Origin of the sequence: Atopobium minutum 10063974 (assembly GCF_000364325.1) — a bacterium.
Classification (GTDB): domain Bacteria; phylum Actinomycetota; class Coriobacteriia; order Coriobacteriales; family Atopobiaceae; genus Atopobium; species Atopobium minutum.
Genome location: NZ_KB822533.1, coordinates 142,365 through 155,279, shown reverse-complemented (window position 1 = coordinate 155,279; position 12,915 = coordinate 142,365). Strand labels below are relative to the sequence as shown.

Here is a 12,915-nt window from a genome sequence, read left to right as displayed (position 1 = left end):
GACTTTGTCCTATAAGCAAGAATTTTGTACTGCGCTGTAAAACAGCGGATGAAAGTCACCTTTCATCCGCTGTTTGTCTCCATACGTATCTGCTACTTGGTTTTCTCGTCAGAGTCTGTGTCAGACGTAGAATCATCAAAAAGGCTCCAGCCCGCGTCGTCATCGGAGCGCTCGTGGTTGTAATAGCGTTTGCGACCGCGCTTTTCAGAAACGAAGGCCACAACTGAAAAAATAACAACGCTAGCAGCCAACAGACATGCCACGCCGGGACGTGTATGAAAAAGCCAATTAAGAATATCGCCAATGGCAGCCATGTGGAATGCCCCTCAATGCTTTTGAAGCCTCGCTTTGTAAGATGACATACAAGTATATACTTTAACCATCTATGATTCATTGATTTTTAAGCGAGAGAGGCCTGTTGATGCTCGACATTAAGTTTGTACGAGAAAACCCCGATGCCGTGGATAAAGCCTGTGAGTCAAGGCAAAACGCGCATTGGGACTGTGAGCGTTTTTTTGAGTTGGACGAGCAGCGCCGCGCAACCATTGCTGAGGTAGAGCAGCTGCAGGCTGAGCGCAATGCCATTTCCAAGCAAATTGGCCAGCTCATGCGCGAGGGCAAAAAGGATGAGGCCGAGGCAGCAAAGTCTCAGGTGTCTACTAACAAAGACCGCATTGCTCAGCTTGACGAGAAGCGCGGCTCTGTAGAGGATGAGCTCTTTGCTCTGGTGGCAGCCATTCCTAACATTCCTGATGAGAGCGTTCCCTACGGTAAGGATGACTCAGACAACCCCGAGGTTCGCCGCTGGGGAACTCCTCGTGAGTTTGATTTTGAGCCTCAAGCACACTGGGATCTCGGTCCTGCTACGGGCATGATTGATTTTGATCGCGGCGTAAAGCTTGCAGGTACTCGTTTTTATCTGCTGGGTGGCATGGGTGCTCGTATGGAGCGTGCGCTTATCAACTTCTTTATTGATATGCATCTTAAGGCAGGTTTTAAAGAGTGGTGGACTCCCGTCATTACCAATCATGATTCTTTGTTTGGTACGGGACAGCTCCCCAAGTTTGATGAGGATCTCTACCATGTAGAGCCTAATTTGTACCTGATTCCTACGGCAGAGGTTCAGCTTACCAATATCCATCGTGATGAGATTTTGGATGCTTCTCAGCTGCCCTTGATGTACACCGCCTTTACCCCTTGTTTCCGTGAGGAAGCAGGTTCTGCTGGTCGCGATACGCGCGGCATCATTCGCGTTCACCAGTTTGATAAGGTAGAGATGGTTAAGTTTGCCAAGCCTGAGGACTCCATGAATCAGCTTGAGTCCATGGTGACCGAAGCAGAAGCCATCCTACAGGCCTTAGGTCTTCCTTATCATGTTGTAACTTTGTGCACGGGCGACATTGGTTTCTCGGCACGCAAGTGCTACGACATTGAAGTATGGCTGCCTAGCTACAATGCGTACAAGGAGATCTCTTCCTGCTCTAACTGCTGGGACTTCCAGGCGCGTCGCGCTAATATTCGCTACAAGGATCCCTCTGAGTTTAAGGGAACCCGTCTGGTTCACACCCTTAATGGCTCTGGCCTTGCGGTTGGTCGTTGCATGGCTGCCATTATGGAGAACTATCAAAATGCGGACGGGTCTATTACTATTCCCGAGGCGCTTCGTCCTTATATGGGTGGTATCGAGAAGATCATGCCTGAATAGGAGCAACAACCTTAACACGTTTTGCATGCTTTTTACGGGCAGTTTGTGCATTTCCCTCCTCATTGTTTTCTACGGTGAGGAGGGTTTTTATTAGGCATTCATGCTTTAGGGATATTTGTGATCTGCGAGTATTTGTACTAGAACATATGTTCTGTATTTGCTATACTTATCTCATAAAGAGGATGGAGATAAGAGGATTGGTATGGATAGGAAGCTGGAAAGTGTATCTGTAAACAGGGTTGGGGATTTAGAAATAACTGAGGAACTTTTTGGGTCGGGTGTTGTGGGCGTATATGACCGTGAGCATTATGTGCATAGTATCCGCATCCGGAAAGACAAGCTTTGCCTTGTGGCTACTGCGCTTGGGAATGAGCGCGATGATATTGTTGAGGTGGTGTTCGGAAAGCTGCGCGATGAGGAGTATTTTCTAGCTGATCTGATGGATTTGTTGGATCATGAGGGCATCACCTATAGCTATGCTGCTCAAATGGATGGTGTTACCCACTTTAGACCCTAGAAGGCCGGTGCTGGAGCGCTCTGGGGGGATAAGAGCGAGATTGTGGTACGTTGAGGCCAGCGAAAGCCTATAAGTTTGATATAGGCTTATGGCTCCTCATAGCTTACAGCGCTAATAAAAAACCGGGATAAACCCGGTTTGAAATTACAACTGGTGCGGCGTACAGGATTCGAACCTGTGACGTCCTGATTCGTAGTCAGGCCCTCTATCCAGCTGAGGTAACGCCGCGTCTGTGTGCTTAACTATATTGCCACCAGTCCTGAAAGGTGTCAAGCAAGAATTTAACTTTTTGAATATTAAACAGCATTAGGTAAATGAAAAGCTTATGCCATGGTTATAAAATGCGGGGTGAGGCATAAAGCAAACCCCCATTACCCTATTTAAGGCACCATTTGATAACTAGGCATTGCTAATCCTGACTGCTGCATTGGGTATTCCAGATTCAATACTCTGGTGCATATATACAGAGGTTGTCTGAGTGTTTAAAATATTTTCAGATTTAAAGCGTAAGAAAAGAGGCACCTACTTGTGTAGGTGCCTCTAACATGGAGATAAATTATATCCTATATCCTGACTTCATGTACCTATAAGAAAATTTATGCGAAATGCTTAGCCTTATACTTCTTTGCAGCGCCCAAAGCTACACCAAGACCGCCCATTGCAGCAAGTGCTTGTACAGAAGCTGCTGGATCAGCAGTTTTTGGAAGTGCCTGCTTTGATTTGTCAGATTTCATATGCTTAGGTGCTGGCTTAACGGTTTTCTTAGAGCCAGTCTGCTGTGTGTGAGTAGCATTATACTCTGCAAGCAGGGTTGCATAGTGCAGGTAAGCGTTCTTTGCATCCTCCTGCAACTGAGCAGCTATCTCAGCCTTTTCGATAGCGGCTGCATGAGCCTCATCAAAGGCAGTTTGCTTCTCTGCAACATCTTTTTTAGCAGCCTCAATCTTATCGTTAGCCTCATTTTTAACGTTCTCGAGGTTGGCTTGAGCATCCTTCAGGGCAGTCTCAGCGTTAGACTCAGCATCCTTCGTGGTAGCTACGCTTTCCTTAGCCTTAGCGAGTGCTTCAGCGGCACTGTCTGCAGCAGCCTTAGCGCTTTGCTCGTTAGCAGCAGCTTCCTTCAAAGCATCCTGAGCAGCTTGAAGCTCTTTATTTTTTGTCTCAGCATTAGACTTGGCAGCAACTACAGCCTTTTCGGTGTCCTCAATTTTAGTTTGAGCTGCCTTATAGGCTAGATCGGCGTCTCCTACTGTAGCCTGAGCTTCCTTATGCTGAGCCTTTGCAGTTGCATAAGCATTTACAGCTGTTTTAAAGTTGTCGTTAGCAGTGCTCAGCTGTGCCTCTGCCTCTTCACGAGCTTTAACTGCATTATCATAGGCAGCTTGCTTTTCTGTAACGCCTTTTTCGGCAGCTTCGATATCGCTAGCTGCACCGGCCTCAACATCCTTGAGATGGGCTACAGCGTCATCCAGTGCTTTTTTAGCTGCGTCTTCAGTAGCTTTGGCGTCTTCAGCGTCCTTCTTAGCGCTATCCGCTTTAGCCTGAGCTTCATCACTCTTGTTCTTAGCATCGGTAACGTCTTGCTCGGTAACCTTCTTTACCGTCTGCTTATTATCAACAACCTTTGGCTCCATATCCGGCGTGGTGGTTGTCTCTGCAATTGGTGGTTGTCTCTGCAATTGCGGATGTTGCCGCAGACAATCCCATGCCGGTAGCCATAATCGTTGCTACACCTGCTGTAAGAACTTTCTTCGCGGGCCCATAAAGATCTTCTCCTTCTCTCGAGATATAGGGGCAGTTTAAAGTGCGTTAGCTAAAACAAATTATAGATAACTTTTTAGCTTTCGTACAGCTTTCTTATGATTGTAGCAATTGTTGGTTTATATACCAACAGGCATTTTTTTACTAAACAATAAACTCCAGATATGGACACAACTGGGGAAATAAATGAAAGCCAATATAGACGGCTAGTGGGTAATGCAATACGCACCGCACGAGAATCTCAGAAATTATCATTGAGAGACCTAGCCTATATGGCAAATATTGACTATAAATATTTGTGGCGCGCAGAACATGGAGAGGCCAATATTACAATTAATGTTCTATATAGATTAGCTAAAGCATTAGATATAAGCGTTTCATCCTTGTTTAGATTTGAAAACACCACCTTTTAAAAAAGATACCAATAGATATTTATATCTATTGGTATCTATACGTATCTAATTTATGTATCCTTCGTTGTGATAGTCAACAGCAAGTTTCTTAGCATTGCCACCATAAGCGACAGACAGTGGCTCGCATAAAAAAAGTTAACAGTACGATATATTGAAATCAATCATGGTATTCTTGCTTCAATAAAGCTTTTGGTTGGTGATTATATGGACATACTTTCTTATATGCATACCAACTCTTTGTGGTTTGAAGACTTTATTACTCGCTTTACCTACCACTCAAATGCCATCGAGGGCTCTACGCTTTCTTTTGCAGATACCTATGCGATTTTATGGAACGACAACTCCATGAAAGTAAATGCTACTGCTCGTGAACTCTACGATGCAATTAACCATAAGTATGCCCTTCAAATAGCTCTGCAAAAACCTTACGAGGAGCTTACCGAGCGACTTATTAAGGATATTGCTATACAAATCAATAAGAATATCAACGACATTGACGGCTATAGAAAGACTCAGGTTTACATTCGTTCAAGCGAGTATGTCCCACCTAAAGCCTCTGAGATAAATCAGCTTATGCAACAGTTACTTTATAACCATGTACATACAGTTTATGACAGTATATTTGAGAAAGAGGCAGCCTTTCACATTACCTTTGAGCATATACATCCCTTTGTTGATGGCAATGGTCGCACTGGACGTATCCTACTCAACCGAGCGCTTATTGCTGCTAAGGTTGCCCCTATCGTTATTCCTGTTGAATCGAAAAGCAGCTATCTTGAAGCGATAGAAACATATGATACACAAGGACTTGCGAAGCTTATAGAGAGCCTATCTGTACAGGAAAAGCTGCGAATGAAAGAACAAGCATAAAGCCAAGAAGAATTTGAAGCTGGCATTCCAAGCGCTTTTGAAGTATCTCAAGCAGCACAAAAGGCATTTGAAGCCGAAAAATCCTCTGAGTCGCACAGTAAAAAATCTATTAAATGAAAGAATAAGTAATGAAATATGGATCACTATCTACCACTGCAGGGGTGCGTTCTTACGGCTTCTCTAAAGCTTCTAAAACAAAGCGTCTACCAGCAAAAACGCTAGTAGACGCTCATAATGTTCTGGCGGAGAGCTGGGGATTCGAACCCCAGATAGGATTTGGTCCTATACTCGCTTAGCAGGCGAGCACCTTCGGCCTCTCGGTCAGCTCTCCAAATAATGGTGCATACGAATAATACCCTACTATAGCAATTTTTGTTAGTATAACTATACGTTTGTATCAAAAATTTCAGACGTTACAACAATATTTTGCGGACACTCCAAAAGCGTATCCCAGCTAAAACTTGCTAGGAGTTCATCTGGCGTAAGCGCAGTGTTTGGCGGAACCAATCCTAAAAGGTGGGCGAGACAACCAATGATTTGTTGAGGCAGCACACCGCGAGCCCTAAGAGCACCCAGATCAAGATCTTTGTTGCGCTTGGAAAGACGATGCCCATCAGGGGCAATTAACAACGGAATGTGAGCATAACTGGGATGCGGAGCACCCAGTAAATCCTGTAGGTAGAGCTGCCTTGGAACTGAGCTTACTAAATCGCAGCCTCGCACAATTTGGTTAACACCCATAAGTGCATCATCAAGAACAACGGCAAGCTGGTAGGCATATACACCATCGCCGCGCCTGATAATAAAGTCACCACAATCAGTAGCAAGGTTTTGTCGATAAACGCCTTGTACGAGGTCAGAAAAACTGTATACAGCAGCTTTGTCGTCTTGGTTTGGTACTCGTAAGCGTATGGACGGCATTTTCTCGTGAGCCTTTTGCTGGCGTTGTTCTGATGTGAGCGCGCGACAAGTGCCCGGATAGACATATTTGCCATCGCAGGCGTGAGGAGCAGATCCGGTATGGAGTTCTGCGCGTGTGCAAAAACAAGGGTAGGTATAACCCTGGTTGGTAAGATCCGCAATGGCCTGGTCGTAGAGCTTAATTCGCTTGCTTTGGAAGTAGGGGCCTTCGTCCCATGAAAGACCAAGCCACTCAAGATCTGCCATGAGCAGCTGTGCTTGTTGGGGATTGGCGGCTCTTGGGTCAATATCTTCAATGCGCAGGATGATTTTTCCTCCGGTATGTTTGGCACTTAACCAGGCCACAAGCAGGGAGAACACGTTTCCCAAATGCATGCGACCAGAGGGGGAGGGCGCAAAGCGGCCAACCACAGTCGTGGGATGAGGAAATGTATAGGTCTGAAGCTGCATGACCCTTATGGTAGCTCACCCATACAAGGATATGAACCTGCAAAATATACCGTATGGTTAGAAAATATCGTATAGTTAGATTAATAACGAACCATCGTTATATATCGTTATTGGTAACGCAATACCGTTTGCTCTGTAAGGCAGGAGCCCTATGAAGAAGTACGCTATTTTGAAACGGCTGACGTTTGGTGCAGCACTTTGCTGGCTTTTTGCAGTCTTGGTCGTTTTGTTCGGATTGCCACATCAGGCATGGGCAAAAGACTACTCAATCGAGCAAGTCAAGATTGATGCTACCGTTAACCCTGATGGCTCTATGGACGTAGTGGAAAATCGCACGTTTAACTTTAACGGTCGCTTTAATGGCGTGTATTGGAAGATTCCAGAAGGGGTTTACGATGGTCGTGCCATTACGGTTACGGACATCAAAGCGGGACTTGCCGAGAAAGGTTCGCTTACTCCATACACCCAGCTTACGCAAAATGATTCTGAGAATGACGATACCTTCCAGGTGCTTAACGAGGAGGGCGTCAAGCGCGTTAAGATTTTTCATCCCGTTAGAAGTGAGCAACAGTCGTACGTCATTAGTTACCGCATCAATAATGCGGTCTCCGTATGGTCGGATTGCGCAGAGCTATATTGGAAGTTTGTTTCTGACGGCTGGGATGTTCCCTCAAATAATGTGAGTTGTGAAATTCATCTACCTGTTCCAGAAGGGCAAAGCGTTGTTCCCGGAGACAATGTCCGTGCTTGGGGTCATGGTGCTCTTACGGGACTTGTTACTCAATCAAAAGATAAAAAGGGTGTTCTTTTTACCGTTGATCGGGTCGGGACTTATGAATTTGCCGAATCACGCATTACATTTCCCATTAGTTGGGTGGGCGACGTCACACCTATCTCGACAAAGAGGCTGGATGCTATTATCGACGAAGAGACAAAATGGGCCGAGCAGGCCAATCAAAGGCGTCAGAGTATGCGTGAGTATGAGCAAAGCCGTAAAAAATACACCCAGACTGCGGCTGATTACTTCAAGAACATTTTTATCGCAGCTTCGCCCATAACCTGCCTTTTGATGGGATTTTTTGCATATAAAAACTATGCTCGCTATCGTCGTTTGCATGAGCCGCTTTTTAAAGACACATATTTCCGCGATGTTCCTTCTCACGATAATCCCGTGGTGTACTCGATTCTTCAAAACAGAGGAAAGTGCAAGAGCATGTTTCTTACTGCGGGGATTATGCACCTAAGTGCTATCAAGGCTTTGCGTATTGAGCAGGCAGATGACAAGGACGGATCAGCTTCTTGGAGGCTTACAGCGCTTAAGGAACCCGAGGAGCTAACGGATTCTATTGATCGTGCCACCTACGAACTCTTATTCAAAAAGGTTGCCAGTAAGGCAAAACAGCAGTCAAGCAATGAAACGCACAAAGTTATACGTATGAGTGATCTAGAAGAAGTGGCAAAGGAAAAGCCAGAAAAGTATGCAAACTGGCTGAACTCATGGACTGCTAATGCAGAGCGTGCAGCGTACCATAAACATTATTTTAAGGATACCCATAAAAACAGGGTATGGCTCATGACCGTTCTGTGCGGACTTGTGTTTATAGTGCCCTTTGCGCCTATGGCGATAGTGATTCCCTTTATTTTTTCGGACTGGGGAAACCTGATTGGTCCCGCTGCATGGCTTTGGCCTTTGTATCTTGCATTGCAGGTAGGTACCATGGTGTGGATTACTTCTAAAGCGCGTAAAATGAGAAAATTATCTGTCGAAGGTGTAGAACTTGACGCAAAACTGCAAGCGCTTAAACATTGGTTTAACGATTTTACACGTCTCAATGAGGCTGTACCCAACGATGTAGTTTTGTGGAGCAAGCTTTTGGTTATTGCTGTGGCACTGGGAGTTTCTCAAAAGGTGCTTGAAGAAATTAGGGTTGCTCTTCCGCAGTATGTGGATGATGCACAAAGCATTCCAACCTATATATGGCTGAACAGCTACAGCTGGACTGATTCACCACTTTCGACTCTCGATCGCAGCGTTTTGGGTAGTGCTACAGCAAGCACTATTGCTTCCTCAAGGGATTCGTTTGGTGGGGGTAGTTTTGGCGGAGGCGGCGGCGGATTTTCCGGTGGCGGAGGCGGCGGCTTCGGCGGCGGCGGAGGCGGCGGTGCATTTTAAGCACTTTTAGTGAAGGCACTACCGTTCGCCCGCAAAGCGTTTTTGAATAAATATTCTATAAAACGATGCCTTTCTCGTAATTTTATGCATGTTAGATAATAAGGGGACAGCTGGTTTACAGAAGCAGCTATCCCCTTATGTTTTTGAGAAAAATACCGTTTACAGGCGTGCAAAATATATCAAATTGTTTTACAGTAGCTACGCGCTACCATTGCACTGATAGCGCGTTTTGTTTCGCGCCCATTCGTATACCGCGAGTGGACAATCCGTCGATCTAGAGGAGACACAATGGCAAAGTCTGGCGCAAGCCGCGTCGTCATCGCCCTTGGTGGCAACGCTCTTGGCAACACCCCCGAAGAGCAAATTGAGCGCGTTCGCAACGCTGCCCCCATCCTGCTTAGGGTTATCGAGCAGGGCAACGAGATCATCATCACCCACGGCAATGGCCCTCAGGTTGGCATGATCCAAAAGGCATTTACCTATGCAAACCAGACCGACGAGTCCATCCCCACCATGGACCTTCCTGAGTGCGGTGCTATGAGCCAGGGCTACATTGGCTATCACCTGCAGCAGGCAATTGGTGCCGCTATGCACAAGTCTTACAAGCGTTGGCACGTTGCTTCTGTTGTAACTCAGATTGAGGTAGACCCTGACGATCCTGCATTCCAGAACCCCACCAAGCCCATTGGTGCATTCCTTACCAAGGAGCAGGCAGATGCAGAGAAGGCAGCTCATCCTGACATGATCTTTGTAGAGGATTCCGGCCGTGGTTATCGTCGCGTTGTTGCTTCTCCTGAGCCCAAGAAGATTGTTGAGAACGAGTCCATCCTTAACCTTCTGGACAACGAGTTTATCGTTATCGCTTGTGGCGGCGGCGGCATTCCTGTAGTTCGTGACTACAGCGATAAGGGTGCTTACAAGGGTCAGGCTGCCGTTATCGATAAGGACATGGGCGGTGAGCTTCTCGCTGAGGACTGCTCTGCAGACACCCTCGTTCTTCTTACCGCTGTTGATCACGTTGCCATTAACTTTGGCAAGCCTGATCAGAAGGATCTTGAGGACATCACCACTGAAGAGGCACGTCAGTACCTTGAGCAGGGCCAGTTTGGCAAGGGTTCTATGGAGCCTAAGGTTCGCGCTGCTGTTAAGTTTGCAGAGAGCCGTCCTGGCCGCGTGTGCATCATTGGTTCTTTGGATAAGGCTGCCGAGGCTATGGCCGGCCTTTCCGGTACTCGCATTCACGCCTAAGTTGCACTTGTTTAAAACAAAGGCTTAAAAATAGAGTCCGTCGATTTCGGCGGGCTCTATTTCGTTGTATGGCTATGAATTACCCTCACATGCTGTACTGTTTTCTCGTCTACGCTACACTAACACTAGGTAAACCGTGACCCCAAAGGAGACTCCATGGCCGAGATGCCCATTAAGCGCGCACTTGTTTCGGTAACTGATAAAACAGGCGTTGTTGAGTTTGTAAAGACGCTCGAAACTGAGTTTGGTGTCGAGGTGATTTCCACGGGGGGCACCGCGCGTCTTTTGGCAGAGGCTGGCGTTGCCGTTACGCCTATAGAGCAGTACACCGGTTTTCCTGAGATGATGGATGGGCGTGTTAAGACTCTGCATCCCAAGGTGCATGGCGGTCTGCTGTGCCGTCGTGATGATGAGCAGCATCTGGCGGATGCCGCTGCTCATAATATTAAAATGATTGATCTTGTATGCGTTAACCTGTATGAATTTGAGAAAACCATCGCTCAGCCTGACGTGACCTTTGCAGATGCAATTGAGCACATTGATATTGGTGGCCCCTCTATGCTGCGCTCTGCGGCAAAGAATAATGAGTCTGTGACAGTGGTCAGTGATCCAGCTGATTATGACAGCATTTTGGATGAAATGCGTGCTCATGCTGGCGCTACCACCTTGGAAACGCGCCGCAGGCTCGCACTTAAGGTGTACTCCACCACGGCGGCTTATGATACAGCCATTTCTACCTGGCTTGCTGGTCAGCTTGATTCGGATCAGAAAGATGGTTCTGAGCATCACGAGGGTAACTCTGAGTTCCCCGAGCACCTGGTCATACGTGCTGTTAAGGAACAGGATCTGCGCTATGGCGAGAACCCCCGCCAAGCTGCGGCGTTCTATGTGGATCCCGATGCATCTGAGCATTCCCTTGCACGAGCAAAGCAAATTCAGGGCAAGCCTTTGTCCTATAACAACTTGCTCGATACCGATGCTGCCTGGAGCGCTGTGCGTGAGTTTGATGATCCTGCCGTTATCATTCTTAAGCATCAAAATCCCTGTGGCTCTGCAACAGCCCAAGACGTCACCACTGCCTACGATCGCGCCTTTGCCTGCGATCCCGTATCTGCTTTTGGCGGCATTATTGCTGTCAACCGAGAAGTACCGCTGTCATTGGTAGAGCACTTTGCGGACGTTAATAAGCAGTTTGTTGAAGTCATGATCGCTCCTAGCTATACGCCTGAAGCGCTTGAACGTTTGTCCAAGCGCACTAATATGCGCGTATTGGCAACCGGTGGCGTAGACCGCACAATTGGCCATGAGGTTCGTGCGGTAGATGGCGGCATCCTCGTGCAGGACATCGACCATGTTGATGAGGACAGCGCGAGCTTTACCGTTCCTACCAAGTGTCAACCTACCCAGGAAGAAATGGACGATCTTCTGTTTGCTTGGAAGGTCTGCAAAACGGTTAAGTCTAATGCAATTTTGGTTGCTAAGGATAAGGCTGGCCTTGGTATGGGACCAGGACAGCCCAACCGTGTTGATGCTGCCCTATTAGCTTGCGAGCGTGCACAGAAAGCCTGTGAGCGCATGGAGCTAACAACAACAGGGTTGGTTGCGGCTTCCGATGCCTTCTTCCCCTTCCGTGATACGGTAGACCTATTGGCAAAGTATGGCGTAACTGCCATTATCCAGCCTGGTGGCAGCATGCGCGACGATGAGTCCATTGCAGCCTGTGATGAGCACGGGATTGCTATGGTCTTTACCGGCAATCGCCACTTCCGCCATTAGGGGTTCTCGTAGGCTAACTTGCGGGCTACTTTGTAAGCTAGCTTGTGGACTAACTGGCCCAAAAATCACGACGCAGGTCTTCTCGGTTAGCTTGCTTACACTTTTTCATAATGTTGTGTAGGTGAGTTTTGATGGTACCTTCGGCCAAAATGAGCTCATTAGCAATCTCACGGTTGCTCTTACCCTGCATAGCAAGACCCAAAATCTCGCGCTCGCGCTTGGATAAGCCGTGTGCAGAAGCATAAGCGGGCAGACGATCTTCGATGTGGACCGTAAGACGGTTTGCTTCGGCTTCGTCTGCCTTTGCCTCTGGGGGTTCATTAAAGTGAAGGCTTATGATCTCAAAGGCGGGGCGCACTACGGTATAGGCAAGATACAGCATCGTGATGTTCTCGGAAAAATTACGGGACGAGAGAAACAGCGCTGCAAAGATGCTGTCCTGTCCAGGGATGGGCAGGTTAAGAATTACAATGCTGTCTTCGATAAGGATGCAGATAATCAAAACGCTTAAGATAGCCATCATGTTGACGCGCTTGGTAAGTCGCTGATGCATGATTTCATCGTTGCTTTTGTGGTAGCGATAGCGTGCATAAATAAGGCAGGCTATGAGTGAGATTTGTCGCATAGTGTAAAAGAGCCATTGTTTAAATGGGCCATAGGGTAGCGTCACTATAATAAGGGTGCACACAATAATAAAGATGACGGTAGGGATGACCACAGCTCGCGCGTGGTATACGTCAACAATGTCGAGGACGACGCACCAGAAGCAAGACAGAATTGCGGCGCCAATAAGAATGCGGAATGCGGGAAGGTCAACGCTGTAATAATTGGATGGGTTGATCGTAGAAATGTTTTGCACCATCCATTCGGAACCAAAGATGCTTGCAAGCTCCGCAAAATAGAAAATAAAGAATAATGCTTGCGGGATATAGCGATTTCTATGAGAGACGGCATAGGCTGCACCACAGATGCTGGCCGTTGCAATACATATAAAAAGTAACGCAATGGTATACACGAAAAAGAATAAACTCATGGCAGCGTCTCATTTCTAACGATATAAACCCCTTGAGTTATATGGCTA

Annotated in this window: 11 protein-coding genes and 2 tRNA genes; 7 read left to right on the top strand and 6 right to left on the bottom strand. The window is 47.0% G+C overall.

All coding sequences use genetic code 11. The annotated features are described in order from the left end of the window. Window positions 1-92 precede the first annotated feature (92 nt). Window positions 93-314: a DUF6724 family protein gene (locus HMPREF1091_RS00680; protein WP_002562902.1), complete on the bottom strand. Its 222-nt coding sequence runs from the start codon at window positions 312-314 to the stop codon at window positions 93-95. A gap of 107 nt (window positions 315-421) precedes the next feature. Here HMPREF1091_RS00680 and serS point away from each other — a divergent pair, with 107 nt between their 5' ends. Together serS and HMPREF1091_RS00670 are read left to right on the top strand one after the other, a co-directional pair. Then, on the top strand, window positions 422-1,705 hold the full coding sequence (serS, locus tag HMPREF1091_RS00675; RefSeq protein WP_002562901.1) for a serine--tRNA ligase: 1,284 nt from the start codon (window positions 422-424) through the stop codon (window positions 1,703-1,705). Between the two features lie 202 nt (window positions 1,706-1,907). Beyond that, window positions 1,908-2,222 carry a hypothetical protein gene (locus HMPREF1091_RS00670; RefSeq protein ID WP_002562900.1) on the top strand — a complete coding sequence of 105 codons (315 nt, stop codon included), beginning with the start codon at window positions 1,908-1,910 and terminating at the stop codon, window positions 2,220-2,222. A gap of 151 nt (window positions 2,223-2,373) precedes the next feature. Here HMPREF1091_RS00670 and HMPREF1091_RS00665 read toward each other — a convergent pair. Continuing rightward, a tRNA-Arg gene (locus tag HMPREF1091_RS00665) sits at window positions 2,374-2,450 on the bottom strand. Window positions 2,451-2,818: 368 nt separating this feature from the next. Continuing rightward, a complete protein-coding gene (locus tag HMPREF1091_RS00660) occupies window positions 2,819-3,856 on the bottom strand; it encodes a coiled-coil domain-containing protein (RefSeq protein ID WP_002562899.1) in 1,038 nt (345 codons plus the stop codon). A gap of 291 nt (window positions 3,857-4,147) precedes the next feature. Between HMPREF1091_RS00660 and HMPREF1091_RS08535 the strand changes: the two genes are divergently transcribed. Both HMPREF1091_RS08535 and HMPREF1091_RS00655 read left to right on the top strand, forming a co-directional pair. Further along, window positions 4,148-4,396, top strand: coding sequence for a helix-turn-helix domain-containing protein (locus HMPREF1091_RS08535; RefSeq protein WP_074667859.1), 249 nt, complete (start codon window positions 4,148-4,150; stop codon window positions 4,394-4,396). A 237-nt stretch (window positions 4,397-4,633) separates the two neighbouring features. After that, entirely contained in the window at window positions 4,634-5,266 is a 633-nt protein-coding gene (locus tag HMPREF1091_RS00655; protein WP_196792745.1) for a Fic family protein, read from the top strand. Window positions 5,267-5,506: 240 nt separating this feature from the next. Here the strand turns inward: HMPREF1091_RS00655 and HMPREF1091_RS00650 are convergent. Together HMPREF1091_RS00650 and gluQRS are read right to left on the bottom strand one after the other, a co-directional pair. Then, window positions 5,507-5,597: transfer RNA gene (locus tag HMPREF1091_RS00650), tRNA-Ser, on the bottom strand. Window positions 5,598-5,650: 53 nt separating this feature from the next. Further along, window positions 5,651-6,637 carry a tRNA glutamyl-Q(34) synthetase GluQRS gene (gluQRS, locus tag HMPREF1091_RS00645; RefSeq protein ID WP_002562897.1) on the bottom strand — a complete coding sequence of 329 codons (987 nt, stop codon included), beginning with the start codon at window positions 6,635-6,637 and terminating at the stop codon, window positions 5,651-5,653. A 151-nt stretch (window positions 6,638-6,788) separates the two neighbouring features. On the opposite strand from gluQRS, the gene HMPREF1091_RS08375 reads away from it, so the two are divergent. The 3 genes from HMPREF1091_RS08375 to purH all read left to right on the top strand — a co-directional run bounded on the left by HMPREF1091_RS08375 (window position 6,789) and on the right by purH (window position 11,834). Next, a complete protein-coding gene (locus HMPREF1091_RS08375; RefSeq protein WP_002562896.1) occupies window positions 6,789-8,810 on the top strand; it encodes a DUF2207 domain-containing protein in 2,022 nt (673 codons plus the stop codon). 288 nt (window positions 8,811-9,098) lie between these two features. Next, window positions 9,099-10,058, top strand: a complete 960-nt coding sequence (arcC, locus tag HMPREF1091_RS00635) for a carbamate kinase (protein WP_002562895.1) — start codon at window positions 9,099-9,101, stop codon at window positions 10,056-10,058. A 156-nt stretch (window positions 10,059-10,214) separates the two neighbouring features. Beyond that, window positions 10,215-11,834 carry a bifunctional phosphoribosylaminoimidazolecarboxamide formyltransferase/IMP cyclohydrolase gene (purH, locus tag HMPREF1091_RS00630; RefSeq protein ID WP_002562894.1) on the top strand — a complete coding sequence of 540 codons (1,620 nt, stop codon included), beginning with the start codon at window positions 10,215-10,217 and terminating at the stop codon, window positions 11,832-11,834. Between the two features lie 49 nt (window positions 11,835-11,883). Here purH and HMPREF1091_RS00625 read toward each other — a convergent pair whose 3' ends face one another. After that, window positions 11,884-12,867, bottom strand: a complete 984-nt coding sequence (locus HMPREF1091_RS00625; protein WP_002562893.1) for a helix-turn-helix transcriptional regulator — start codon at window positions 12,865-12,867, stop codon at window positions 11,884-11,886. Window positions 12,868-12,915 lie beyond the last annotated feature (48 nt).